The sequence below is a fragment of the Paenibacillus sp. CFBP13512 genome (assembly GCF_005233705.1).
GTDB lineage: Bacteria > Bacillota > Bacilli > Paenibacillales > Paenibacillaceae > Saccharibacillus > Saccharibacillus nuruki.
In genome coordinates, this window is sequence record NZ_QGAD01000011.1 from 120,073 (window position 1) to 145,414 (window position 25,342).

At 39.8% G+C, this 25,342-nt stretch carries 22 protein-coding genes; 9 read left to right on the top strand and 13 right to left on the bottom strand.

Annotation, left to right across the window (positions count from 1 at the left end):
* Nucleotides 1-13 precede the first annotated feature (13 nt).
* A complete protein-coding gene (locus PaeCFBP13512_RS16190; protein WP_137224552.1) occupies nucleotides 14-1,750 on the top strand; it encodes a glycoside hydrolase family 13 protein in 1,737 nt (578 codons plus the stop codon).
* A 91-nt stretch (nucleotides 1,751-1,841) separates the two neighbouring features.
* On the opposite strand, the gene PaeCFBP13512_RS16195 is transcribed toward PaeCFBP13512_RS16190, so the two are convergent.
* Both PaeCFBP13512_RS16195 and PaeCFBP13512_RS16200 read right to left on the bottom strand, forming a co-directional pair.
* Nucleotides 1,842-3,083 carry a DUF445 domain-containing protein gene (locus PaeCFBP13512_RS16195; protein WP_137224554.1) on the bottom strand — a complete coding sequence of 414 codons (1,242 nt, stop codon included), beginning with the start codon at nucleotides 3,081-3,083 and terminating at the stop codon, nucleotides 1,842-1,844.
* Between the two features lie 254 nt (nucleotides 3,084-3,337).
* A complete protein-coding gene (locus tag PaeCFBP13512_RS16200; RefSeq protein WP_069329672.1) occupies nucleotides 3,338-3,529 on the bottom strand; it encodes a PspC domain-containing protein in 192 nt (63 codons plus the stop codon).
* Between the two features lie 187 nt (nucleotides 3,530-3,716).
* On the opposite strand from PaeCFBP13512_RS16200, the gene PaeCFBP13512_RS16205 reads away from it, so the two are divergent.
* The 4 genes from PaeCFBP13512_RS16205 (at nucleotide 3,717) to PaeCFBP13512_RS16220 (ending at nucleotide 5,752) form a co-directional block, all read left to right on the top strand.
* A complete protein-coding gene (locus tag PaeCFBP13512_RS16205) occupies nucleotides 3,717-4,220 on the top strand; it encodes an antibiotic biosynthesis monooxygenase family protein (protein ID WP_069329683.1) in 504 nt (167 codons plus the stop codon).
* A gap of 191 nt (nucleotides 4,221-4,411) precedes the next feature.
* The gene (locus tag PaeCFBP13512_RS16210; protein WP_069329767.1) at nucleotides 4,412-4,756 is read left to right on the top strand and encodes a TM2 domain-containing protein; all 345 of its coding nucleotides are present in this window, start codon (nucleotides 4,412-4,414) and stop codon (nucleotides 4,754-4,756) included.
* Nucleotide 4,757: 1 nt separating this feature from the next.
* Nucleotides 4,758-5,243 (top strand): NINE protein, encoded by a 486-nt coding sequence (locus PaeCFBP13512_RS16215; protein WP_241669409.1) that lies wholly within the window; start codon nucleotides 4,758-4,760, stop codon nucleotides 5,241-5,243.
* 146 nt (nucleotides 5,244-5,389) lie between these two features.
* Complete coding sequence (locus PaeCFBP13512_RS16220) at nucleotides 5,390-5,752, top strand: DUF1304 domain-containing protein (protein ID WP_069329687.1); 363 nt, start codon at nucleotides 5,390-5,392, stop codon at nucleotides 5,750-5,752.
* A gap of 27 nt (nucleotides 5,753-5,779) precedes the next feature.
* Here the strand turns inward: PaeCFBP13512_RS16220 and PaeCFBP13512_RS16225 are convergent, their stop codons facing one another.
* Genes PaeCFBP13512_RS16225 through PaeCFBP13512_RS16235 form a run of 3 tightly spaced genes read right to left on the bottom strand, consistent with a single transcriptional unit; the run spans nucleotide 5,780 to nucleotide 10,105 of the window.
* The gene (locus PaeCFBP13512_RS16225) at nucleotides 5,780-7,600 is read right to left on the bottom strand and encodes an ABC transporter ATP-binding protein (RefSeq protein WP_441343337.1); all 1,821 of its coding nucleotides are present in this window, start codon (nucleotides 7,598-7,600) and stop codon (nucleotides 5,780-5,782) included.
* 28 nt (nucleotides 7,601-7,628) lie between these two features.
* The gene (locus PaeCFBP13512_RS16230; protein ID WP_137224562.1) at nucleotides 7,629-9,407 is read right to left on the bottom strand and encodes an ABC transporter ATP-binding protein; all 1,779 of its coding nucleotides are present in this window, start codon (nucleotides 9,405-9,407) and stop codon (nucleotides 7,629-7,631) included.
* Nucleotides 9,404-10,105 carry an FHA domain-containing protein gene (locus PaeCFBP13512_RS16235; protein WP_069329690.1) on the bottom strand — a complete coding sequence of 234 codons (702 nt, stop codon included), beginning with the start codon at nucleotides 10,103-10,105 and terminating at the stop codon, nucleotides 9,404-9,406. The genes PaeCFBP13512_RS16230 and PaeCFBP13512_RS16235 overlap by 4 nt, the downstream gene beginning before the upstream one ends.
* A 193-nt stretch (nucleotides 10,106-10,298) precedes the next feature.
* Here PaeCFBP13512_RS16235 and pbp4 point away from each other — a divergent pair, with 193 nt between their 5' ends.
* Both pbp4 and PaeCFBP13512_RS16245 read left to right on the top strand, forming a co-directional pair.
* Nucleotides 10,299-12,350: a penicillin-binding protein PBP4(5) gene (gene pbp4, locus PaeCFBP13512_RS16240; RefSeq protein WP_137224564.1), complete on the top strand. Its 2,052-nt coding sequence runs from the start codon at nucleotides 10,299-10,301 to the stop codon at nucleotides 12,348-12,350.
* 170 nt (nucleotides 12,351-12,520) lie between these two features.
* Complete coding sequence (locus PaeCFBP13512_RS16245; RefSeq protein WP_069329692.1) at nucleotides 12,521-12,745, top strand: hypothetical protein; 225 nt, start codon at nucleotides 12,521-12,523, stop codon at nucleotides 12,743-12,745.
* 145 nt (nucleotides 12,746-12,890) lie between these two features.
* On the opposite strand, the gene PaeCFBP13512_RS16250 is transcribed toward PaeCFBP13512_RS16245, so the two are convergent.
* The 3 genes from PaeCFBP13512_RS16250 to PaeCFBP13512_RS16255 form a co-directional block, all read right to left on the bottom strand.
* Entirely contained in the window at nucleotides 12,891-13,244 is a 354-nt protein-coding gene (locus tag PaeCFBP13512_RS16250) for a hypothetical protein (protein WP_083243674.1), read from the bottom strand.
* Between the two features lie 255 nt (nucleotides 13,245-13,499).
* Nucleotides 13,500-13,673 (bottom strand): hypothetical protein, encoded by a 174-nt coding sequence (locus PaeCFBP13512_RS23255; RefSeq protein WP_161594288.1) that lies wholly within the window; start codon nucleotides 13,671-13,673, stop codon nucleotides 13,500-13,502.
* Between the two features lie 198 nt (nucleotides 13,674-13,871).
* The gene (locus PaeCFBP13512_RS16255) at nucleotides 13,872-14,117 is read right to left on the bottom strand and encodes a DUF6953 family protein (protein ID WP_069329693.1); all 246 of its coding nucleotides are present in this window, start codon (nucleotides 14,115-14,117) and stop codon (nucleotides 13,872-13,874) included.
* A gap of 138 nt (nucleotides 14,118-14,255) precedes the next feature.
* Between PaeCFBP13512_RS16255 and PaeCFBP13512_RS16260 the strand changes: the two genes are divergently transcribed.
* A complete protein-coding gene (locus PaeCFBP13512_RS16260; protein ID WP_069329694.1) occupies nucleotides 14,256-14,699 on the top strand; it encodes a DUF6376 family protein in 444 nt (147 codons plus the stop codon).
* Between the two features lie 141 nt (nucleotides 14,700-14,840).
* Here PaeCFBP13512_RS16260 and PaeCFBP13512_RS16265 read toward each other — a convergent pair whose 3' ends face one another.
* From PaeCFBP13512_RS16265 to PaeCFBP13512_RS16280, 4 genes are all read right to left on the bottom strand, one after another.
* Entirely contained in the window at nucleotides 14,841-15,176 is a 336-nt protein-coding gene (locus tag PaeCFBP13512_RS16265) for a DUF4870 domain-containing protein (RefSeq protein ID WP_069329695.1), read from the bottom strand.
* A 242-nt stretch (nucleotides 15,177-15,418) separates the two neighbouring features.
* The gene (locus PaeCFBP13512_RS16270) at nucleotides 15,419-18,514 is read right to left on the bottom strand and encodes an efflux RND transporter permease subunit (protein ID WP_069329696.1); all 3,096 of its coding nucleotides are present in this window, start codon (nucleotides 18,512-18,514) and stop codon (nucleotides 15,419-15,421) included.
* Between the two features lies 1 nt (nucleotide 18,515).
* Nucleotides 18,516-19,991 (bottom strand): efflux RND transporter periplasmic adaptor subunit, encoded by a 1,476-nt coding sequence (locus PaeCFBP13512_RS16275; protein WP_083243675.1) that lies wholly within the window; start codon nucleotides 19,989-19,991, stop codon nucleotides 18,516-18,518.
* Between the two features lie 31 nt (nucleotides 19,992-20,022).
* Nucleotides 20,023-20,691 carry a TetR/AcrR family transcriptional regulator gene (locus tag PaeCFBP13512_RS16280; protein WP_161594289.1) on the bottom strand — a complete coding sequence of 223 codons (669 nt, stop codon included), beginning with the start codon at nucleotides 20,689-20,691 and terminating at the stop codon, nucleotides 20,023-20,025.
* 200 nt (nucleotides 20,692-20,891) lie between these two features.
* Between PaeCFBP13512_RS16280 and PaeCFBP13512_RS16285 the strand changes: the two genes are divergently transcribed.
* Entirely contained in the window at nucleotides 20,892-22,520 is a 1,629-nt protein-coding gene (locus PaeCFBP13512_RS16285; RefSeq protein ID WP_161594290.1) for a tetratricopeptide repeat protein, read from the top strand.
* 208 nt (nucleotides 22,521-22,728) lie between these two features.
* On the opposite strand, the gene PaeCFBP13512_RS16290 is transcribed toward PaeCFBP13512_RS16285, so the two are convergent.
* The gene (locus PaeCFBP13512_RS16290) at nucleotides 22,729-25,113 is read right to left on the bottom strand and encodes a LamG-like jellyroll fold domain-containing protein (RefSeq protein ID WP_137224570.1); all 2,385 of its coding nucleotides are present in this window, start codon (nucleotides 25,111-25,113) and stop codon (nucleotides 22,729-22,731) included.
* Nucleotides 25,114-25,342 lie beyond the last annotated feature (229 nt).

Consider the following 25,342-nt stretch of genomic DNA (forward strand, 5'->3'; position numbering starts at 1 on the left):
AGGAGACTGACAAATGAAGACGATTATGAAGCCAGAATTCTGGAAAGAAAGTGTTGTTTACGAAATTTATCCTCGTAGTTTTAAAGATAGCAATAATGATGGCATCGGCGATATTCCGGGAATTCGTTCGAAATTAGACTACTTACAACAATTGGGAGTCGATATTTTGTGGCTGACTCCTGTATATGTTTCTCCTAATGTTGATTATGGATACGATATTAAAGAACACCATGATATTCAACCCGAATATGGAACGATGGATGATTGGAAAGAGTTACTTGACGATGTGCATCGTCGTGGAATGAAGTTGATTATGGATCTAGTGGTGAATCATACATCAGATCAACATGAATGGTTCCAACAAGCGATCTCTTCTCCAGACAATCCTTATCGTGATTACTATATCTGGCAAGCACCCAAAGAAGATGGATCAGCACCTAACAATTGGATCTCTTACTTGGGAGATTCTATGTGGAAATTAGATGAAGCTTCTAATGAATACTATTTACATTCTTATAGTGAAAAGCAACCCGATCTCAATTGGGAGAATCCTAAAGTCCGTCATGATATGAAAGAAATGATGCGCTTCTGGCTAGATCTAGGCATTGATGGGTACCGGATTGATGCTGTTAATATGATCTCCAAAGATACCAGCTTCCCGGATGCACCCCCATCTGACAAACTTCAAGCCAATGCTGAAGGATTTTATAAAAATGGTCCACGGATTCACGAATATTTACATGAATTATATACCGATGTTTTTTCTCATTATAAAATGTTTACCGCAGGCGAAGCAGCAAGCGTCTCTATCGACGATGTTAAAAAATACACCAATCCAGATCGTGAAGAAATGAGCATGGTCTTGATGATTGAAGCATCCAAAGTCTGTGATGCAGATAATGATATGTGGCAAAGTAAAGACTGGTCGCTTCATGATCTCAAAGAAATCATCGCTAAATGGGAAGAAGATATTTACGGACAAGGTTGGATGGGAATCTATCTCAGCAACCATGACCACCCGCGTCTTGTTTCCTATCTAGGGCATGAAGGGGAGTATCGTACAGATTCTGCCAAAATGCTAGCAATGTTCTTACTCACACTACGTGGTACCCCTTATATTTATCAAGGGGATGAGATCGGAATGACCAATGCTGAACATATGAAAACGATCGAAGATGTCAAAGAACAACAAGCTCAAGGATATTACAAACAAATGGTGGAAGAAAAAGGAGAAGATCCTGAAGTTATTATGGAGCGCATTCGTGCTAAAGCTAGGGACAATGCTCGTACCCCGATGCAATGGGATGACAGCGAACATGCTGGATTCTCTACAGCAACGCCTTGGATACCTGCTCATTCCAACAAAGCAGAGATCAATGTAGCTCAGCAATTGGAAGACAAAGACTCTGTTTTTCATTTCTATCGTAAAATGATCGGGATTCGCAAAGAAAGTTCGGCTCTGATCTATGGTAAATATGCTTGCGAACTTTCAGATGATCCGTATATTTTTGCATACACTCGTGAATGGAATGACGAACACTGGTTGATCATCCTGAACTTCTCCAAATCTTCTACAGACCTGCAATTGCCCGAGCAACTGGTAGAGCGTATTCAACAATCTGAACTGATGATAGGTACACATGGAGAACACTCCGAAGAAGTTGTACAAGCATTGAAATCAGGTCAACAAACAACATTACATCCGTATGAATCGTTAGCTTTCCGAGGATTGTCGATTTTAGATCAATAAATATATCATCTAGCACCATCTGCATATGTATATAACCAAAAAGGTATCTTTCGCTGTAGATCACAGTGAAGATACCTTTTCTTATGAGACATTAGATTAATTGAACAAGCGATAAAATAATACCGACTAAGAAACCACAGACCGCACCATTTACACGAATCCATTGCAAATCTTGTCCTACTTTTTCTTCTAACATATAGACCAATGCAGCATCGTCCATCCGATCCAGATTTTCTTTAACCAGAATTCCGATACGATAATGATTTTTCTCAACGGTACGAATAATCCCTTGTAGTAGACGATCTTCCCACACAGCTACTTTTTGCGGGTCTTTACCTAGATCGCGGATAATCGAGCGATAGATTGCAAATACATGACGACCGCCACCATCTCGCTCTTGTTCTAGCATAGAGATCAATAGACGACGTAACTCTTCCAGACGCTCCATCATGAATGCATTCGCAAATTCACCCTGGATTAACTCTGCGGTCCAGTCTTTGATTTTCAGCCAGTTATCTTCTTCATCCACTACCTGGAACATTTGGATACGCAGTTCACGGATAATCGCTTCACGGTATTCACTATCTTTTTCCTGTAATTTGCCAACACCGGAAATGATCATATTTTGCAAAATGCTACCTAGACTTTCTTCATTCATCATGCCTGCGAAAGCTTGAAAAGCAAAACCTTTCAATCCACCCATGTTAATGTTAGCTAATTGCTCGTGCGCAATTTTGCCCATCGTATCACGACTTTGTGGACGAGCCGCCCATGTGCGTACTTCTTTCAAAATATGATCTAATGCTTTCTCATCATAACGCTCGTTAAGTGCATTCGTTAATACGGTTGTTGCCGCAGACTGTAAATCTGCTTTTTGTGTATAGTTCGCCAACCCTTTACCAATAAATGTAGCTACAGGCTCAAGAGGCAAACGTTCAATCGGTGGAATCATCATATTTAACAGCTCACGCCGCATTTTCTTTTTGCCCAATTGACGAGTTAACATCGACAGTGCAAACGGGAAAATACGGAATTGACGCAATTTATTTTCGATACTTTCTTTGTTGAGCAATTCATTCTCCATCGCTGAGATTAGAGAGCGAATAATTTTATCTCGATTACGGGTCAAAAGTGATGTATGCGGAATCGGAATACCTAGTGGATGACGAAATAATGCAGTCACCGCAAACCAGTCCGCGATCCCTCCGACAAGACCGGCTTCAAAGCCGCCTTGAATAATCAACAATAACGTTGTTTTCGGAAAAAACAGAGTGGCTATAAATCCAAGCGCCATAATCGCTAAAGATCCACCCGCCAAATATTTTGATTTCATAACTTTCCTCCTCTTGATGGTGACAGCGCATGAATCTGCCGGGGATTTCCATTCCATAGTATAGCATATGAGCTGGTACTATATTAAATTATCAGGCAGATAAATACATAGATGACATAGCTACTTTATCAATAGAGAACATGGAGAAAGTTAGAATAAGCTTATTTACATTATAATAAGTACAAAAACCAAAAATCGCATTCTTCTACATGTAGAAGAAAATGCGACTTTTAATCATATGCAATTCATATACATCAATACGTTGATTCTTTCGGTACAAATAATAAAGCAAGTACATAAACCAGCAAACTAGCACCACTTGTAGCAAATACACTAATTACAAATAAAATCCGTAACAGACTTGCATCGATATTCCAACTTTCTGACAGTCCACCAATTAAACCAGTAACGTACTTATCCCGATTAGAACGATACAATTTTCTCATTATTGATCTCCTCTTTCTTATTCTCTTTCTTATATCATAGAAAATAAGAGCCTTCTTTCCAACCGCCTAAGGACGGTTTTATGGTTTGGACTTTAGTCGGGGATGAACCTAGTTAAATAGAAATTAGGATACCATCTGCAAACATGTTAAATTATAAATATCTCGCTCAAAAGAAAGGTGGATCACGATGTATATTTATATTAGCTCGCACCTGCTTGAAGAACATTTTCCAGAAGCGGCTGAATTGCCACAAGCGGTTACGTTGCAACATGATGATGAGACTCGTTATGTATTAGAGATTGATGAACCGCTGGATTTCCATACGGAAAATTCATCACGATATGAAGTACTTGATAGCAGTGGAACGATTGGTGGTAGCTATGCCGTACTCAACAATATTCCTGTGACTGCGGATGGTCGCTCTACTTTTGAAGAACGATTTAGCAATCGTGCGCGCAAAGTAGAAGATGAACCGGGCTTTGTCGGCATTCGAGTTATGCGTCCACTTGATGATGATACATATGTCATCATGACGCTATGGGCATCAGAAGAATATTTCACAGCATGGCAAGAATCACAAGCCTATAGCCACGCACATCGCAAACGGGATTCATCTGAAGGGATTACTGCGCAACAACCCTCTATCTTCCCACGTCCTTCTTTTGTTAAAAATTACACGGTTATGGCGTAATTAATCATAAAAAAAAGAACCTCTTCTTTAAAATGGAGAGGTTCTTTTTTTAAAAGATTGTGTTACATATCAGTTACTTTCCTCGTCTAACAACGTAGAATACAGTAGATTAAATAGGATAATCTTGTTAAAATGGCAGTGTTGATGGAAATGAACGATGATATCAAAGTAAAGGGGTTACGCATATGGGCATGAGTTATAACAACTGGCAACGTAAAGCTCAACTAGATACAAGAGAGCTGATGTTACTGGAATCAGAAGTCAAAACGTACGGTAAAAACATGGTGGTTGCTTATATTTTGTGGTATTTTCTAGGCATATTTGGAGGACACCGCTTCTATATGGGGAAAACAGGATCGGCTATTGCTCAATTAATCTTGACGCTTACTATAGTCGGATCGATTGTAACCAGCATATGGTGGATTGTAGATGCCTTCTTGCTTCACACATGGGTTAAAGATCGTAACGATTATGTAGAAAGTAATATTATTGATCAGATTCTTATTCAAAAACCGATTGATCCACCGAGTTATTAAGATGGCTATATCTCGATACGAATTATCTGCGCAAGAAATGATGCTATTGAATTCTGAAATGCGAGGTAAAGAAAAGTCGCTAGGTTTAACCTATGTGATGCTACTTGGTGGTCATTTAGGTATACACCGATTTTATTTGAAACGTATCCCTAGCGGAATTGTACAACTGGTTCTTTTTTTGTTTACGATGATCTTTTATTTTTTGCTCGCTTTTATGTCGATTGTTGAAAGTGAAACAGGTACTATGGTGTTTACGATATTTATGATTCTATTTGGATTAGCTTTATTTATCTGGATCGTTATTGATTTATTTATGATCCCGAAAATGGTCAAAGAATTGAATGATCAGACAGAAGCTTATATTTTGTCTCAGATCGAGTACTTACGTCAGCATCCTGTACCGGATCGTCATGCTCACGATACGACATCTGCTTCGCCTCATCCTAATGTCATTCCACCGTCAATCTCATTGGATAAGAACGAATAATAGATGTTGCTACTGTAACACGAAAAAAGATGCCCTTGAACAAGGCATCTTTTTTCGTGTTATTATTCATTATATGAAGCAATTCTGTTACGCTAACACTGCTTCTCCAAGAAAAATGACTATTTTTAAGAAAAGAGGAAATACGTATGCATTTACTGGCAATAATCTTTGTTGTACTGGTTGCAGTTGAACATCTGTATATCATGGTGATGGAAATGTTTCTATGGACCAAGCCACGTACACTAAAAACGTTCAATCTTACCCCTGAACTAGCCGAGTCTTCCAAATCACTTGCTGCCAATCAAGGACTATACAATGGCTTTCTTGCCGCAGGATTGATATGGGGACTGGTTCATCCGACAGCGCAGTTTGGTTACCAGATTCAATTATTCTTTATTATCTGTGTCTTGATCGCAGCTCTATATGGCGGTGCAACCTCTAGTCGCAGAATCTGGTTAATGCAAGGTGCTCCTGCTTTGCTTGCGTTACTTTTTTTACTGCTTAGCTAAGTTTGGATGATAACGGTAGCTTTCAGATCAAGCTTGCCGGGCATCGGACGAGTGAAGTTGACTGTAAAATAAGTCGCTATAAAATCCGCCGGTGTCTAGCAACTGATCATGAGAACCTTTTTCCAAAATCTGACCGTCTCGTAACACTAGAATCTGGTCGGCTGCTCGAATCGTATTCAGTCGATGAGCAATGACAAAGCTCGTTCTACCTTCCATCAAGCGCTGTAATCCTTCTTGAATCTTAATCTCAGTCACAGTATCTATACTGCTGGTCGCTTCGTCTAATACTAGAATCGAAGGATCGGCTAACAACGCGCGAGCAATATTAATCAATTGCCGCTGTCCTTGACTAATTCCTCCACCATCCCGGTTCAAACGATGATTATATCCTTCTGGCAGACGTTCAATAAAGGAATGAGCATTCGCTAATCGTGCGGCATCTTGTACTTCAGCATCTGTGGCATCCAGTCTTCCATAGCGAATATTATCCATAACCGTTCCTTCAAATAAAAACGAATCTTGCAAAACAAAAGCTGTATGCGAACGTAGACTTTCTCGCTTAATACTCTGAATATCTCGCCCATCAATTGTAATCTTTCCTTGATCGGCATCGTAAAAGCGTGAAATCAATTGAATTAATGTTGTTTTACCAGCACCTGTAGGTCCTACTAGTGCAATCATTTCACCTGGCTCTGCGGTAAATGAAATATGCTGTAATGTATTATCGCCATCTCCTGTATCATAGGCAAATGATACATCATCAAACACAACAGCACCCTCGATATGATCGACATGGACAGCATGCTGTTCATCTTCTGCTTCTACCGATTCATCCAAAATTTCAAAAACACGCTCTGCCCCGGCAATAGCTGATAGCAATGTATTCCACTGATTGGCAAGATCATTTAACGGGCGGGTAAATTGACGCGCATACTCAACAAAAATCACGATCACACCCACAGTAATCATGCCTTTGATTGCTAAGATACCGCCTACTCCTGCTATCAGACCAAAGCTCAAATTATTCAATCCATTCATCAATTTGGGAATAAATCCCGAAATCGTCTGCGCCCAAAATCCAGATAAACGGATACGATCATTACGCTCTCCAAATTCACCAATCACTCGTTGTTCTTGAGCAAAAGCTTTGATAATCTTTTCACCAGATAATGTCTCTTCAATATAACCATTCAGATCACCCAAATTTTTCTGACGTTCTCGATATAAAGGCCCTGTACGCTTGGTAATCCAGCGCATTCCTAAAGCCATCAACGGCACTACGAGAAAAGTAATTAACGTCAACAATGGACTAAGCCACAACATGACGACCAATGTACCGATCAAGGTCAATACACTGGAGAAAATTTGGATTGCCGAACTGTTCAACGTAGAACTAACATTTTCAATATCATTGGTAACCCGGCTCATTAATTCCCCTTGCTGTCTTTTCCCGAAAAAAGGAATAGGCAATTGATGCAAATGAGAAAATAAATCGACTCGCATCCGGTAGACCGTTTCTTGCGCAATCTCTATCATCCATATATTTTGAAGCCATGAAGTTACCGAGTTCAGAATATAGACAACAGCTAATCCAACAAGAAACCATACCCACATCTGACCTGCATCACGAGCGAGAAAATCATCTATCGCTATCCCGATAAGATAAGGTCCGAGCAAGGTTAGCGCTGATGTTAGCAGTACCATAAATAGAACTAACATTAACTTGAGTTTGCGTTCTGCAAGGTAGCCCCAGATTCGTGCTAGCGTACCTTTCCAGTCTTTAGCACGCCTTTTTTTGCTAGGAACAGGTTCAACTTTGGCAGACTTGTTCGCTATCGCTTCGGTCATAACCGCTGGCTTAGGATACCGTAAAGGATCAGTTAACGCTTTCCACATGCTCTAGTTCCTCCTTTCCAAATTGAGAGGCATAGATCTGTTGATATAACTCGGAGGTCGCTAGCAAGTGAGTATGATCGCCCTGTGCAATCAACTGACCATCACTTAGCAATAACACTTGATCTGCTCGAATCGTTGAACTGATCTTTTGTGTAATCAATAAGGTCGTACATGACAATTCGCGTAGTGCATCAAGCAACAATGATTCTGTACGTACATCTAGCGCACTGGTACTATCATCCAACAATAAAATTGCTGGACGGCGTACTAATGCTCTAGCGATAGAGATCCGTTGCTTCTGCCCGCCTGATAGATTAACACCCCGTTGCCCGAGCAATGTATCGTAGCCATGTGGCAAATTCATAATCGTATCATGAATCTGTGCAATGCGAGCGGCTTCTTGAATTTCTTCAAGAGTGGCATGTTCATAGCCCCATGCGATATTTTCACGAATACTGCCGGTAAATAATACAATCTCTTGCGGTACATACCCGATCAGACCACGTAATTGATGATCATCTAGCTCTTGGATACGTCGATCCAATACATCGATCTCTCCTTGATCACTATCGTATAATCGCAAAATCAATTGTACGAGTGAAGACTTTCCTGAACCGGTAGAACCCATAATTGCTGTAGTTACGCCTGCACGAGCTTTAAAATCTATATTTTTGAGCACTTGAGCTTCTGTACCGGGATAATGGAAACTCACCTGACGGAAAGCCACACCCACTTCATAAACATCTGATGATTGTGATGCGCTTACAGCAGACGATCCTGCAACATATTGATCTTGATTATCTAGTGGACGTTCATCTTCCACTGTAAACATCACTTCTTGAATCCGTTCTGCTGAAGCTTTAGCACGAGAGAACGAAGCTACAATCATCGAAAATGCAGATAAAGCGCCCATCGTACGCATTGCATAGTTAATAATCGCTACCACTTCACCTACGGAAGCTTGACCAATAATAATATCAAGATGACCATACCAGAGCACTGCAATAATACTGGCATTCGTAATTAACAAAATAAAAGGCATTGTCGTTTCAGTTAAACGTAAAGCAGACACAGTACCTTGCATAAGATTGCTACTACGTTCTTCAAATCGCTGACGTTCGTGATTTTTACGGACAAACACCCGAATCAAGCGCATTCCTGTGAGATTCTCTTGCATCACACTATTTACTGTATCCAAGCGACGCTGTACTTGTTGGAACAATCCTGAAGCCTTACGCATAATAATAATGACAAAGAATAAAAGAATCGGAATACCCACAACTAACAATAATCCTAACTTCACATTCACAAGTAGAGCCATCACACTACTACCGACAACTAACAATGGCATCCGTAACATAAATCGTAATCCCATAAAGACCATATCTTGCAATTGGGTAATATCATTGGTCAATCGTGTGATTAAAGAGGAGGAAGAGAAACGGTTAAATAACGCATACGAAAAGGATTGCACTTTGTTATAGACTGCTTCCCGTAAATCATAACCTAGACCCTGACTGGCATGAGCAGCATAAAAGGAACCAAATATCCCTGCAAAAAAAGCAATAATCGTTCCACCTGTTAGAATACCGCCCCATAATAATACAGTCGAAATATCTTTTTGCGTTACACCATCATCAATAATTTTGGAGATCAAAAAAGGCTGTAACAATTCAAGCGCCAATTCGACCAGCATCATACCTAGCGCTAAAAATGCCGCAACCCGATATTTTTTCAAAAAAGAAAAAAGTACTGTCATATGTAGTCCCCTTTGTGATTGACTTCCTGATGTATACTTCTCTTCATATATACCCCTTTTTTGTAGACTGACTTGATCATAAAGTGTTTATTTAGTTTTTTATTTGTGCGATAGATCAACGAATTGACTTCATCTATTCCTACTAGATCGACATTTTCGCTATAGCGTTCTGACCATACTTCTTCAATAATCTGCTCACGAGTTACAAAATGATCCAGACATCCATACAATAACCGGAACAACTGATATTCTTTTTTCGATAACGTTATACTTTCGCCACTTACTTCGATGCGTTGGAAAAAGTCATTTAATTGAATACTATGATCGACCAGATCGCTTAATACATACTCACGTGTTTCTTCTAACAAGTTACCTTGTTCTACTTGCAACCCTACTAATCCATTGACCAACGTTAATTGATCTTGAGCGGTTAACGCATAACGCTGATATGGAACCAATCGTTGCCCGTTCAGCTCTGTCCCATTTTTACTACCGAGGTCTTCAATATATAGTTGATCGCCTACACGGTGGATCGTGCAGTGTTGCTTGGAGACTAATTGATTGTAGATAGGTAGATCCATCTGTCCTGTTCCGATATGTCTACCGATTTGAATGCTTTGTCCTCTTTGGATATATACAAAAGAACCATCGCCTTCTTGACCGGCAGTGTGGATTACGATTTTGATAACGTCCGGCATGGAATCTCTCTCCTTCTATACGTAAACAATGATAATTTCATCAGATTTGTTCTATTGTTTGCTAACGTACATCCTTTTATAGTGTAAACAGGCGCTGGTATCGCCTTATCTTATTATACTAAAGTGATTTCAACAAATCCTACTGATCATCAGATTTATTCTGAATAAGATCAATATAAATGAGGTGTCTCGATTGAAAACCAAACATATTATCATTTACGGGTTGCTCTCTTTTCTGATTGCAAGCGGGCTTGGTCTATATGTATATATGCAAAGTCGCTTTCAAGAACAACCAGATACAACAATTCAGAAATATATCAATACGCTACAGACTCAAAATTATGACGAGCTTTATAACTTAATGACACCAGAATCATTACAACAATCCGGTATGACCAAAGAACAATTTGTACAGAAATATAAATTAATCTTCGACGGTATGAAAGTTTCTACGATTGAAGTAAATGCTGACGCACCCGTTCCTGTGCCTGACGATAAGCATCAGTACACATTGAATTATTCAGCTCAAATGAATACATTTCTCGGTAATATTGATCCAAAATATCAACTGAAGCTGGTCCAGCAAGATAGTGATCATGGCAAAACATGGCGTATCCAGTGGCAACCGTCACTCATTTTACCTGAAATGGAAAAAGGCGATAAAGTGAAAGTACAGATTCTTCATCCCGAACGTGGAGAAATTCTCGACAAAGATGGATATCCTTTAGCCACCAAAGGCACAATCTTTGAATGGGGAATCGTTCCTGGCAAATTAGGTACAGATGATACGACTAAAGCGGCTTCTATGACAGCAATCAGTGAGTATTACAACGTTCCTGAAGCTACGATTGAAAAAGCATTAGGGCAATCATGGGTTAAAGACGATTATTTTGTGCCTATAGGTACGACTACAAAACCGGATATTCCGACTGAATTACATGGTGTCTCTATGCAGACCAAAGAAGTACGTACTTACCCTCTGGGTACTGCGGCGGCTCATCTGATTGGTTATGTCCGTCAGACGACAGCTGAAGATTTGGAAAAAGATACCGAAGGCTATTATAGTGCGCAAGATTGGATCGGCAAAGCAGGGCTTGAGCAATCAATGGAAAAGCAATTGCGTGGAACCAAAGGTGGACGCATAGAAATTGTAAATGAAGCCGGTAAAAGCAAATCGGTGATTGCCGAAGAAAAAGAGGTCAATGGTGAAAATATAACGTTAACGATCAGCTCCTCTGCACAACGAGAACTTTATACCACGATGGCTAGTGATCAAGACGCCGGTTCAGCTGTATTAATGAATCCAACCAACGGCAAGTTGCTTGCTCTCGTGAGCACTCCTGCTTACGATCCCAACCAAATGGTAACTGGCTTATCTCAAGCAGAGTGGGATGCCTATTCGAATGATCCAAATTTACCTTTTACCAATCGCTTCACCAATCGTTATGCTCCTGGCTCGGTATTCAAAGCCATTACAGCGGCAGCAGGCTTAACCGAAAAAGTCACTACACCTGATAAAGTGCATACGATTCAAGGATTACAATGGCGCAAAGATAATAGTTGGGGTGGCTATTACGTCACTCGTGTCAAAGATGTGCTACACGTCAATATGAATGATGCACTGATGTATTCAGATAATATTTATTTTGCTCAAGAAGCAGTCGAAATGGGTAAAGCCAAATTTATCGAAGGCATTCAGAAGTTCGGCTTTGATACTCAGTTTGGATTAGATGCTCTATATCTGAAGCCAAGTCAGTATGCGAATAAAGATCATTTAGCATTGGATTCAGAAGTTCTTTTAGCTGATACGGCTTATGGACAAGGCGAGATGTTAATGTCTCCGATTCATTTAGCGGCTTCATTCACACCTTTTATTACAGAAGGCACATTAATCAGCCCTATTTTATTTGAAAATCAAGCATTAAACAGTGCTACACCTGCGAATAAACGTATTATTACGCCAGAAGTAGCTGATACAGTCAAAAACGCTTTGCTACAAGTCGTTAGCAATTCAGGCGGAACGGCTCATGCTCTAGCTGATCTTCCTTATCAAGTTGCCGCCAAAACTGGTACAGCCGAATTAAAATTAGCCAAAGGTGAACAGGGTCAGGAGAATGGATTTGTGATTACGTTTGATACTAAGTCTTCCTTTGTACTGGCTGCGGTGATTGAAAAGGTGAACGGCCGGGGTGGCAGTCATTATGTCGTGAACAAGCTTCATCCATTTTTGCAACAGTATCGTTAAGCATAATCATCATAGATGTTGTCTAGAATCAATCGTTCTAGACAGCATTTTTTTGTCTAATCTTTTATTCGTTTTGGCATAAAGAAACATATCTTCCAATTATATTGTAACTGTCTGAGCGATATAGTATAGTCAAGGGGCAAGACACTATACTTTGAGGAGATGAGCCAATGGATAAAATGTGTATGCAAATGATGATGGGTATGTCTATGGAAGATATGATGAGCAAAATGACTAACATGAACATGATGATGACACAATGTAAAAACATGGACATGAACATGAAAGATATGGGCATGGATATGGATATGATGATGAGTAAATTGCAAGAGTGCGACGAAATGATGACTTCTATGATGACAATGATGCGCGACATGAAACAAGCTAGCATGTAATTCACAATATCCATGTGAAATACAGCTAGCTTGTTGTGTTTAATCAGATCTACGAAATCCAATTACTTATTTCATCTATTATTACTTGTGTCAGATCATGTGCGAAATGATCTGGCACTTTTTTGTATACATACAGTGTAAAGTATTAACATTCTATATTAGAAGTTTCGGATTTAATTTGACGAGATACATCAATGCGTTGCATTTTAAGCTCCCACATTTGTTCCAATAAGCGCTGCTTATCTGCATCATCTTTACTGGCTCGGATCGAATAATAGATTTCGGTAAGTCTGGAATTGATCTTATCAAATTGTCTCCACAGGTCTTCGGTTGTTGCCCATTCCTGTTGCGTTTCTTCTGAAGCGTTCAACTTGCGCATCGATTCCAAAATCTCCTCTTGCCACTGTCCATCATCCAATTGGATCGCGTAATTCAATAGATCCAAATAATCATCATTACGTTCGGAAATCATTGCTTGAATACGATTCACAGTTACCATCACCTTCATCCTTTTCTATATACCAAGTATTATACTCGGAATATACGGCTTTGCAATAGTTAAAGATCATTTTTTGAAATTTTTTTGCTTATTTTTAATATTCGTACTATCCATTCATTCCATAACATACAAAAAAAGCATCTACCTGTGGCAGACACTTCTAATTTATGCTTTATTTTATGACTACTCTATCATGATTCACATACTCCTATGTAAGAGCAGTACAGACGATATTACTTCGTTGTACCTGATGATCTAATCACGCTTATGATTGATCTCGCGCTGGTTTTGATGCCATTCTTTTACCATCGTATGATAAAAGCTACTTTCTTGACGGCTTAGACCATTTTTGTTGTTTTTAATCGTCATCGTTTCAATATTGCGTCGTAAAATCTCATTTTGGCGTTCTAATACTACTGTTGAGTTCAATGTATTTCCCTCCAATGGATAGTGATCATTTCAACTAGAGTAAAGTATATCGAATATGCCAACAGATGGAAACTTGGCTTAGCACGCCAGAATAAGTGTGATATGGACTGAGCTTGGATGAACGCTTTCTCATCTACTGTGTCCATACAATTACGCCATGATCCTGCTTTTAACAGCTAGATACGATTGTCGTTGTTATTATGTCCATGCCCAGAAAAATCCGTCTCGATCCCATGCGACTCTACCTGCATGGTGCTTGCGAAAAGCTTTTTTGATTTCTTTGGACAATGAGACATTTCCACTTTCACTTGTAAATATATACTCTTCTCCATGCTCTGCACGTACATAAGCAATCGCATCTTCTTGCTTTAATGTACCGTTGTTTTTGATCTGTTCTACCATCCATTCAGCGATATGCTGTTCGATCGTTGTTGAATCTGTCATTTGTTTTGTCCCCTTTATCTGGTCGCTCTAAGATTGGCTTGTATATTTATGAAACCATTGTGTTCCTCTCAGAGTAGTATACGTTAATAACGATACTTTGCAAAAAGATTTCGATATCTGTCAAAGGAGTGACCTACCATGAAAAAAGGATTATTGTTACTTATTTTGAGTATAAGCTTGCTATCGGGTTGTTCTGCACTCGATCAAGTCAATCAATCCGTCAATTATGTGAGTGAAGCAACATCTTATATCGATCAAGCTTCTCAATTTTCTAGCCAACTTCCTGAAATGACACAACAAGCTGTGGTCGATACAGAAGCACGAACTCAACTGGTGCAAGAGTTACAGCAAATGCAGACTCAGATCAATCAATTCGCCAATCTTGAAGCCCCTGGTTTTGCTCAAGATCTGCATCAGAAGCTTGTTGGTTATAACGAAACATTAGGTACAGAGATCAACGGACTGATCGATCAAGTTCAAGCTGGACAGATTACACTAGAAAAAGTAAATAACTCGCAGATTTTTCAGACAATCGATCAGATTAATGGGCTGATGAATCAGTTCCAGCAGTTAGGGCAGTAATTTAAATACGATTTTGAGTTAAATCTGTATAAATCAAACGCTTAAGATATTTGGCTATCGCAAAAAAACCTTTACTGCATAATAGAGCAGTAAAGGTTTTTTTGTGATTTTTGTATACCTATTGAACTGTGAAGTTATTTTTTATTTAAGCAATTGAACATTACCCATCAATGGCAACGGTTTGCGTTCGCCTTTAGAAGCATTAACAATACCGATAATCATAAATGCGAAAATAGCTAAGCTCACAAAAGGAAGTAACAATCCTAAAAATGGAATAATGGAGAATACTAAATTTGCCGCAACAGCGACTAAAAATAACGTTAATCCTTGATTCGCATGATACATGGCAAATGGTGAATTACGAGCAGCAAGCAAAGGAATAAAGAAGATGATATACGCTAAAATAGCCATCACTTTATTGTCTTGCACATCTTTAGAATCGTTTTGAGGATACGGTGGTGGTTGAAAGTCGGACATTGATTAACCCCTTTTCTTATCATGTAAGTGGCAATTCCCGATTAGCGGCAGTCTGGAAGTTGGTTAGTGCATATGATATGTATTCTTTGCCTCATATTGAAAATCACCCAAATTATAACATTACTGTGTTCACTTGAGTAGGTAAAAAATGACTTATCGTTACTTTTATTTTGTGCGATTTGTTAAATGATAAACAAAAAGACGCTCCTGAGAGCGCCTTATTATCTGTTGATCGATTCTATTTATACTTTTGCTTCTTTTGCCAACTTGCGTTGTTTTCTTTTCTCTTGTGAACGAATCAGTACCATATAGAGTGAAGGTACCACTAAAAGAGTTAATACCGTAGAGAATAATAAGCCGAAAATAATCGCTATCGCAAGCGGGCGGAACAATAGCTCTCCTACCGTCGCCATTGGAATCAAAGCGACAATCGCTGCAAGTGAAGTCAAAAGAATCGGGCGGAATCTTGCCGAAGCCGCTAAAATAATCGCTTCTTTCAATTCTTTGCCTTCCTTACGCGCATCTTCGATAAATTCAATCAATACGATACCATTCCGTACAACGATCCCTGCTAAGGAGATCACACCCATCATCGACATAAATCCGATCGGTGTTCGGGTAATAAATAATCCCAGTACTCCTCCTGCCGCCGCTAGATACACTGTTGTCATAATAATCACAGGAATCCAGAGGGAGTAGAATTGCATTGTAATCAGAATAATAATCAACATAATCACGACGATAAATAATTTACCAAGATCGACAAAGATATCACTTTGTTTGGATGTTTCTCCGCCCGTTTCCCATTTGTAGCCATCAGGGAACGATACACCTGCCATTTTAGTCTGCACATCGCCCATCACTTCTGTAGCGGTACGACCAGATACATCTGCTTCAATCGTATTCACGCGCTCCAGATTGTAATGATTGATTTGCTTAATTGAGAAGGAAGGCTTCATCTCTCCGATCTGAGAAAGGGGAACCTGTACACCTGCTTCATTGGTTACATTGGCTTGACGGAATAATGTTTCTGCATTGAGCTTGGTAGAGTCTTTCATATAGATCTTCATATCTATTAACTCTTTACCTGTATCAAAGTCGCCTACTTTTACCCCTGTACCCATCATTAATAAGGTTTGGGTTAAGTTTTTGTATGTGACTTGATATTGATCCATTGCTGCTTGATTCACTACAAAATCCAGCGAATAGCTTTCGATGCCCATCGTATCACTCACATTGGTAGCCCCATTGGTTGAAGCCACGATACCTTTTACCTGATCGGTAAGTTTACGAATTTCAGCCAAGTCATTCCCTGAAATACGAATCGATACCGGCTTACCTACAGGGATACCAAGCTCTGTCATACTGACAGAAGTCGTGACTGCCGGGAAGTCTTTCTTCAATGCTGTTGCCCATTGTGTAGACGCTGTAGCTACATTTAACTTGTCTTTGTCTCCTGTTAATACGACAGCTCCTTGATTGGTTCCATAACTATCTACACTTGTAATATTAGAAAATAGTGGCGCCGCTGTTCCTCCAGCCGAAGAAGACACTTTTGTTACACCCGGCTGTTTTTTAACCCATGCCGCCATTTTCTGTACGGTATCATTCGTTTCTTCGATCGATGTTCCTGAAGGCATCTGTACACTGATTGTAAGCTCTGCATTGTCTGATTTAGGGAACAATTCTACAGGCGTGAATAACACCAATACATACGCTAAGGTACTAAATAAAAGTCCCAAGATAGCGACGAACACAGGACGTTTCAAAATGTTAGGCATCACTCGATGCGCATAGACATCGGTGGCACCTTGAATCTGTTTGCCTAGTAAACCAGATGGCTTATTACTACGTGTCGCTTTGCCTTTTTTCAATTGACGGGTCTCATACCATTCACGGAAAATAGGAATAATCGTTAATGACATCACCATGGAAGCCAACATCGCTAATGAAATAATCACGGGAATCGGACGAATAAATTCTCCAATATCACCTGTAAGTAATAATAATGGAGCAAATGCAGCAATTGTCGCTAAGGTAGCGGTCAGAATAGAGATCGCCACTTCTTTGGTTCCATTGACTGCTGCTTCGCTCGGGCTTTCTCCATGACTTAATCGCCGTTCGATATTATCGTTGACTACTACAGCGTCATCGACCAGTATACCGAGTACAATGATCAAACCTACAACCGTCATCTGATTGAGCGTAATCCCCATCGAAGGCAGTAAGATCATGGCTATCGCTATTGATACGGGAATCGCCAAAGCCACAAATAACGAAGTCAGCATATTTAAGCCAAGCATACAGATCACAACAACTACAGCAATCGCAATTAAAGTCTCTTCCGTTAAAGCATGGAAAATACGATCGGTTTCATCTTTTTGTGCAAATAATGAAGTCACTTTTACATTAGCAGGTAATGTTTTTTGAAGTTCTGTCATTTTAGTATTTACACGTTCATACATTGTAGGTACATCAGAACCTACTTCGCTGCTAATCTTAATCGCAATCGAAGGAACACCATTATAATAAGAAAGGTATTCTGCTTTGGCATGGCTCATCTGCACATTCGCTACATCTTCCAGATACACAGGCACTTTGGTATCTGAACGATATACCACGATTTTTTTGAGTTTATTTACATCGTAACTAAGCGGTACATTCAATTCATAACTACGTGTACCATTATCAATCGTTCCTGTTGGTACTCGATCATTAGAAGACTGGATCGCTTGCAAAATACTTTCCCAAGCGATTCCGTACTGCTGTAATTTATTCATATCGGCATCGATGCGTACTTGTTGCTCCGGAATACCATCAATCACCACATCTGTTACACCTTCAACCGAACGCAATTGATCTTCCCATGTGTGCATCAAGTCATTCAATGCCCAAATATCATCAGTAGACTTACCATATAATGCAAAAGATTGAACAAACGATTTGGTTAAATTATCATTTACAATCGGCTTATCTGCATCATCTGGTAAATCGGCTTCTACATCTTGAATTTTTTTGCGCAAATCATTCCAGACTGTCTCTGCATCCGCATCGGGTTGTGCTTCGATTAAGATCGACGATACCCCTGCGCTGGATGTAGATGTAACGGTTTTGAGATTAGGCACTTCTTTGATTTTTTGCTCTAAAATCTTGGTGACTGTCTGCTCGACTCGATCTGGATTAGCACCCGCATAGACTGTCGTCACCATCGCTTGTTTGACTACAACGTCTGGCATTAATTGCTTTGGTAATTGAAGTCCACTAGCTACACCTACAATAATAAGGACAATAAAAAACAACAGCGTGATTTTGCGCTTTTTGACGATATAATTAATCATGTTATTGCCCCTTCTGTACTTGCAACACATCGCCATTCATTAGACGATCGGCACCGCTGCTGACAATCTGATCACCCACTTGTAGACCAGACTTGATCTCATACTGATTATTGTATAATTCACCAATTTGAACGGTCTTTTTAACTGCTTTTCCTTTTTGATTCACAAATACATAAGGATTGTTCGAGGTACTGATCACAGCCGAAGCAGGTACAGCAATGCCTGTTCGTCCTGTAGCTTGCTGTGAAGCTTTAACCACTTGCCCGGGTTTCCAATCTTGCTGTGGATTAGCAATGACCACTTCTGCATTGATTGAACCGGTATTTTTGTTGGTAGCTGGATATAATTTTTTGACTGTTCCTGTACGAACTTGATCATACAGATTGATACTGATCTTTTGACCGACTTTCCAGTTTTTCAATTCTTGATCTGCAATCGGTAGCAATACTTTAAGCTGATTCACTTTACCGATTGTAAATACAGGAGTTCCTGCTGAGATAGTCTGTCCGCTTGAGATATCTTTCTCCAAAATCACACCACTTACAGAAGATTTCAATGTCGTTCTGGATAAACTAAGCGCTGCTTCTTTTTGAGCGACAATCGCTTGTTGATAGCTTGCTTGTGCTTGTTCTACACCTGCTTGTGCTTGCGCAATCGCGGCTTGTGCTTGCTCCACTTCTGCATTTGCTTGTTGTATACCTGTTTCAGCAGATTGCACGCCAGCTTGAGCTTCTTTAACTGCTGATGCTGCACTTGCACGGTCAGATGCACTTGCTCCTTCTTGTAAAAGAGATAGTTGTTGCTTCGCATCATTCAGACTTTGCTCAGCGACTTCTACCGCTGTCTGTGCTTGCTCATACTCTTGCTTAGTTAATAGCCCATTTTGATACAAAGTAGAAGCTCGATCCGCTTCAATTTTGTTTTGATTATATGTCGTCTGTGCCTTGTTAACAGCATTAATAGCTTGATTCTTTTGTTGTGAACGTGCACCATCGGTGACTCCACGCTCTGCTGCACGAGCACTTTCTACTTTAGCATTTGCAGCGGCTACACCTGCTGCTGCCGATTGCTTCGAAGCCTGTGCTTTGCTTAGCCCACCTTGAGCACTTTTCAATGTTGCTTGTGCACTAGAGATACCGGCTTGTGCTTGCTGAGCGGCTTGCGCTGCATCGCTTATTTTTAATTGAAGATCAGCAGGATCTAGATTAGCAAGTAACTCTCCTTGCTTCACGGTATCCCCTACACTGCCACGAACGTCTTCTACCGTTCCATTAATTTCAAAAGACACTGGATATTCATCTGATGCTGCTAATGTTCCTGATAGATCATAGGTAGTATCTAAAGCTACTTTTTTGACAGTGGTTAACTCCACATTTGCTTGCTCGGCACTTTGCGCTTGACTATCTGCTGTAGAACAAGCGCTCAAAATAGTCATCATTAAGACGATGCACAAAGCAGATAAACTGCGTATTTTCATTCTAATCTGCTCCTTATCATTCCAAAAATAGTTATAAAATAAATCGTTTAATCTGTTCCAACACTTCATCTGCTGACAACGGATCACCAAACTTTTCCCATTCAAATACCAATGCTTCATACATACGGCACAATAGGAAAGCAGTTAATAATTTATCCGGTACTTGAATCAAATTCTCTTGTTCCGCTTTTTCCAAGCGACTGGCGATAAAATGAACGGTCTCACAATTGATCTCTGCCAGTGCGTTCTTAGAAGCTTCTGTCGAATATTCAACAGCTTCTTGCTCGAGTTTATTTAATAATTCATGATCTTTACGGAACTGCATACACCCCTGTATTGTATGATGAAGCTTTTCATGAATCGTTCCTTCTATAGCCATATTGTCATCAATCGTTTGAGCCAGATCATCATTCACATTATGAATGATCGCTTTTAAAATATCTTCTTTGGTCTCAAAAAAGAGGTAGATTGCACCTTTGCTAATGCCTGCTGTTTTAGCAATATGCTCCACAGTCGTTCCTTTATAACCAAACAAAGAAAACACCTGTTTAGCTGCATTTAAAATTTTCAAACGTCGTTCGTCTACATATATTTCTTCCATCATGATATCCTCCAGTGATCCAAAAATGAATAGCGTCAACATTTGTTCTAAAGAAGACTCTTCTTCCAAATGGTGGTTCTGGTTTAGTATATCATTCATTCGCTCTACCTCCATGACCAAAAAACCAATTTAGTTTTCTGGTCAAATCATATTACGAATTTAAATGAATGTCAAATAGAAATATGTGTTTTTTCGACATTTTTTTATTGTTCCTAATCTTTTTTTCATATATGATATGGAAAACTTTATAATGTACTTATTCTATTTCCTACATTTGAGAATATTAAGGGATGTTGCTGATGAATCATTATCTTCTGGTATGGAGTACGCCTGATCTATGGAATCCGATATGGATCGTTATTGGAATTGGTATTGTTTTTGCATTGATTACTATAGGGGTCTATGCAGTTAGAGGTCTGCGAAAGCTGTATCGTTTGATACAGGTACAATTACAAGCGAGCCACAATCTCAGCTTACATCGAGAAGTACAGCAACAATTGGATCATATTCGTAAGTCAGAACATAATTATGATCAATTAGTACGCTTGAATATGTTAATCGCTCAGACTGCGGATGATTTGCTGTTGGCGAGAATACATATTTTGCGCGCAGAAGTCTATGAGAATATGAAGCAACCTGCTTTGGCGATTAAAGATTATCAACAAGCGATTCAGTATCATCCTGAAAATGATATTCCGTATTTTGGACGCGCATTGTTATATGAACAAGATCAACGCTTAGATCTGGCTTTACGTAGTTACCATCAAGCGATCGATCGTTATCCTAAGCATATCGATGCGTATTATCATTGTTGTCAGATTTATTTTGTACAGAAAGACCTTTATCGCTCACTTGAATATGCGAATGCGATTGTTGAGCTTCAACCCGATGCCAATGCGTATTATAATCGCGGTGTCGCCTATGCCCGAGTGGATAACTATACGCAAGCAGTTGCTGACTATGAACAGGCAATCGAATTGGATGCCAATTATGCGAATGCTTATGTGAATCTAGGAATCTACTATGGCAAAATAGAGGATACCCAGCGAGCCTTAGAATATTACCAATTAGCAAGCGAATGTGGCGATTATAATATTGATATGCACTACAATCGGGCACTATTGTACATCGATTTGGAAGAGTATGCGCTGGCACTGGAAGATTTGAATACGTATATTGCTTTAGAAAGCGGTTATGGTGATGCGTACTACAATCGAGGTTGGATTCATAATGAAGTGTATGATCGTGCTGATCTGGCTTTTGAAGATTACACACGCTCTATAGAGCTACAACCAAATCAAGCACGAGCTTACAACAATAGAGGATTGATCTATCTTCATCGTCAACAATATGATTTAGCGATTCAAGATTATAATATGGCTATTACGTTCTATCCTAATACATCTAAATATTATGTAAGTCGTGGCTGGGCTTATCAATGCAAGCAAGAAGACGAGCTGGCTTTACACGATTATGCGAGAGCGATAGAACTAGATGAACACAATAAGCAAGCTTATATTAATCGAATTGCGCTGTACAAAGCCAAAGGATACCGTTCATGGGTGATTCATGATTATCATCGCTTAATGGAGATTGAACCTGATGCAGTCTGGATTTATTTTGAGTGCAGTTGGTATTGTCTAGACAATAAAGATTACGAATTAACTATTCAGTACTTAGATCAAGCAATCTCTATTGATCCCACCCATGCTTTATCGTACAATAACCGCGGTTTTGCTTATCAAAGGCTCAAAGATTATGAAGCGGCTCTAGCGGATTACAGCAAAGCAATAGAATGTGATCCTACGACAAGTGCATTGTATTATCGTAATCGTTTTTATATCTACGACTTTTTAGGAGAAACTGAAAAAGCCAAACAAGATTGGGATATGGCTGATCAGATTGAACAGCATTTGCATTTGGTCTGATCTCAGTTGATTGCAATTTCTCTGTATCCTGTATTACGGAAGACCTATGATGTAATACACTTTACAAATGTAGATACTGTTTCTGTGAGAACAGCAAAAAGCGTCGAGCCTATACAGCAGGCGACGCTTTTTTGCTATTTGATTTTTATGACTACCTTTGGATTGGTACATGATTAGTCTGTCATTCTATTTGTGATTCACGAGTCATTTATTTTGCTAACGCTTGAACTTCTGCTTCGCTTAACGCTTTGTTATAAATTTGTACTGTATCTAGGGCACCTTTAAAATACGCATCCGCTGCAAAGCGACTTTTGCCTAAATATGCTTCACGAGTCATGAGATCACTCGGATTAAAAGTCATCTTTTCATTGGTTGCAGATAACTTCCCATTCACATACAATTTGCCTGTGTTTCCTTCAATAGTGACTGCTACATGTACCCATTCATTTAAAGGAAGCGGTGTTGAAGTGATTAGATTTTGATCCGTGTTTTGCTGATGGATCGTAAACTGCATCCCTGTTCCTTGAGAAGGCGTCAAAAACATAAAGCTATTCATCCCATCCCCAAAGTCTAAAATACGTTGCCATGGTGCTCCACCTTGCCATTTCACCCAACCGGCAAATGTAAAGTCTTGTCCATCGGTAACGGTTCCTGGCAATTGCACATAACCGTCAGCACCATTCAGCGCTACTGCTCCACCTTGCTTACCTGCTGTTGTCCAAGTCGCTCCATGAAGTGTACCGTCATAATGATTGTACGTATTATCTTGTACGGTTGTACCGGACGTCTGATCAAAGTGATATTCACCTAATAGTGGGCCACGTCCTTGTTCTAACACAGTCACTTTAAAATTTTTATTCTTTTTGGCATCGCCTTTGGTGATCGTTGCAATCATCGTGACTTTGGCATTACCTGTTCCTGCTTCAGGACGTGTCACGACTCCTTTGTCGGAGATGATGTTTGGCTTGGATGATTTCCATGTGATTTGCGTGTCATGCGTACCTTTAGCAGGTAGATCAAGGTTATAGAACACACTGCTAATATCGCCCAGATCAAGATCTTTATCCACAGCAGATACGAATTGCTTGTCTTTTCTGGGTTGCATCTGGCTACCCCACACACCTACACCACTTTCCGATAGCGCTGTTAGGGTTAGCGTAGTCTCACCTGATTGTGGGTTCGTCTCATGTAAGAAGACACCATCATATTGCACATTACCTATCTTAATCTGTACATCATGATCGCCCTGTAATGTCCATGTGCCTTGTACAGCTCCTGTAATCTGACCATCGGCTTGCAGTTGCACAGTCACTGATGAATGGACATTCGCACTGATTTCTTTATCCTGCGTGATCCACTGGTACTCACCCGCGATATCTTGGGATTGAACGGTTGAAGTAGGATCAGCTTCTCCTGCATAACGATAAGGAGCCACAACCGGCCATCCCTGATCATTCATAAACATTTCATGTACACGTACTTCATGCTCTTCCCCACGATCGACAAACCGTGAATGGAAAATCAGAAAATACTTGCCTGTTTGCTCATCATAGTAAGCCGAATTATGCCCGGGTGATACCGCATTAGCTCCGATACCTTCACCCGGATCACCAATCGCACGTTCAAAATTGTAATTCCCCATAATTTTCACACCATATGGAGCAATCGAAGCATCATCGAATAGTGGTTTGGCTGGATCGGCTTGGACATTGGTCATATCGTTACCTTGTGCATCATAGAAAGGCCCATCCGGATTGTGCGACCGAGCTATACGCACATTGTATCCCCCGAATGAATCCAGTCCACCGAAAGATAAGAACAGGTAGTAATAATCCGTTTCAGGGCTATATAGCATATAAGGCCCTTCAATACGACTGTGATTGCCACCGATTAACTTTTTACCATAACCTTGATCTGGAAGAGGCTTACCACTCACAGGGTCTAATTGCAGAATAAAGATACCGCCAGAGTAAGATCCGTACACCATCCATAACTTGCCTTCTTTATCGAAAAAGGTATCGGGATCAACCGCATTTGGATCTTTGGTAGCATCATAGATCGTACCTCCTTCTCCAACTTCGCCCCACATCCCTGATTTGAGGAAAATACCTTGATCTTTATAAGGCCCTTCGATATTATCAGAGACCGCTACTCCTAATGCCGAACGAGGAGAATCTCCTTTACAAGCGTTGTAGTACATATAAAATTTGCCATCTGCTAACTGGATCACATCTGCTGCCCAAAGGGTATCTGACTGTGCCCAATCGAATGTTTCTTTAAGCTCTTCTTTCACATTTGGAATCAACGGATTACCATTGGCGACACCCGAAGAGATCATTTGCCAGTTCATGAGATCACTAGACTTGGCAGATGCTAAATGAGAACCAAAAATATAAAATTCATCGCCGACACGAATCACAGACGGATCATGCACAGAAGCTTCCTGATATGTAGGGGCTTGATTGCTTGTAGATACAGATTCAGGCGCTGATAATGTATTGCCATTATCACTTGCCCATGCTGGCCCTACCGGTAAAAGTAATGCAGCTGTTAATGCCAGCAGACTTGTTTTGGTCCACATGTGTTTTGTCATTAATGAGTCTCCTTTTGGATACAAGATATTTAATCGTTAATATATTTATTATCTTTTAGAATATTTTTTTATCTAGCAATTTGAAGTATTTTTATTTATAAAAACGCTTACAAACATAATATATAGCGTTTATCGGATTATTTCAAGCTAATTATTTATTTATATGTAAATTAATTAATGTTTATATGAATTATTTGATTTAAAAAAGAAATCAATAAAAACATGCAAA

Excerpts from the sequence above, each read along its gene's own strand:
- PaeCFBP13512_RS16285 (WP_161594290.1), top strand. The coding sequence starts at position 20,892 with ATGAATCATTATCTTCTGGTATGGAGTACGCCTGATCTATGGAATCCG.
- PaeCFBP13512_RS16190 (WP_137224552.1), top strand. The coding sequence starts at position 14 with ATGAAGACGATTATGAAGCCAGAATTCTGGAAAGAAAGTGTTGTTTAC.
- PaeCFBP13512_RS16230 (WP_137224562.1), bottom strand. The coding sequence starts at position 9,407 with ATGACAGTACTTTTTTCTTTTTTGAAAAAATATCGGGTTGCGGCATTT.
- PaeCFBP13512_RS16275 (WP_083243675.1), bottom strand. The coding sequence starts at position 19,991 with ATGAAAATACGCAGTTTATCTGCTTTGTGCATCGTCTTAATGATGACT.
- PaeCFBP13512_RS16270 (WP_069329696.1), bottom strand. The coding sequence starts at position 18,514 with ATGATTAATTATATCGTCAAAAAGCGCAAAATCACGCTGTTGTTTTTT.
- PaeCFBP13512_RS16280 (WP_161594289.1), bottom strand. The coding sequence starts at position 20,691 with ATGAATGATATACTAAACCAGAACCACCATTTGGAAGAAGAGTCTTCT.
- PaeCFBP13512_RS16265 (WP_069329695.1), bottom strand. The coding sequence starts at position 15,176 with ATGTCCGACTTTCAACCACCACCGTATCCTCAAAACGATTCTAAAGAT.
- PaeCFBP13512_RS16200 (WP_069329672.1), bottom strand. The coding sequence starts at position 3,529 with ATGAGAAAATTGTATCGTTCTAATCGGGATAAGTACGTTACTGGTTTA.
- PaeCFBP13512_RS16195 (WP_137224554.1), bottom strand. The coding sequence starts at position 3,083 with ATGAAATCAAAATATTTGGCGGGTGGATCTTTAGCGATTATGGCGCTT.
- PaeCFBP13512_RS16210 (WP_069329767.1), top strand. The coding sequence starts at position 4,412 with ATGAGTTATAACAACTGGCAACGTAAAGCTCAACTAGATACAAGAGAG.
- PaeCFBP13512_RS16245 (WP_069329692.1), top strand. The coding sequence starts at position 12,521 with ATGGATAAAATGTGTATGCAAATGATGATGGGTATGTCTATGGAAGAT.
- PaeCFBP13512_RS16235 (WP_069329690.1), bottom strand. The coding sequence starts at position 10,105 with ATGCCGGACGTTATCAAAATCGTAATCCACACTGCCGGTCAAGAAGGC.
- PaeCFBP13512_RS16260 (WP_069329694.1), top strand. The coding sequence starts at position 14,256 with ATGAAAAAAGGATTATTGTTACTTATTTTGAGTATAAGCTTGCTATCG.
- PaeCFBP13512_RS16225 (WP_441343337.1), bottom strand. The coding sequence starts at position 7,600 with ATGACCGAAGCGATAGCGAACAAGTCTGCCAAAGTTGAACCTGTTCCT.
- PaeCFBP13512_RS16215 (WP_241669409.1), top strand. The coding sequence starts at position 4,758 with ATGGCTATATCTCGATACGAATTATCTGCGCAAGAAATGATGCTATTG.
- PaeCFBP13512_RS16290 (WP_137224570.1), bottom strand. The coding sequence starts at position 25,113 with ATGACAAAACACATGTGGACCAAAACAAGTCTGCTGGCATTAACAGCT.
- PaeCFBP13512_RS16250 (WP_083243674.1), bottom strand. The coding sequence starts at position 13,244 with ATGGTAACTGTGAATCGTATTCAAGCAATGATTTCCGAACGTAATGAT.
- PaeCFBP13512_RS16205 (WP_069329683.1), top strand. The coding sequence starts at position 3,717 with ATGTATATTTATATTAGCTCGCACCTGCTTGAAGAACATTTTCCAGAA.
- PaeCFBP13512_RS16255 (WP_069329693.1), bottom strand. The coding sequence starts at position 14,117 with ATGACAGATTCAACAACGATCGAACAGCATATCGCTGAATGGATGGTA.
- PaeCFBP13512_RS16220 (WP_069329687.1), top strand. The coding sequence starts at position 5,390 with ATGCATTTACTGGCAATAATCTTTGTTGTACTGGTTGCAGTTGAACAT.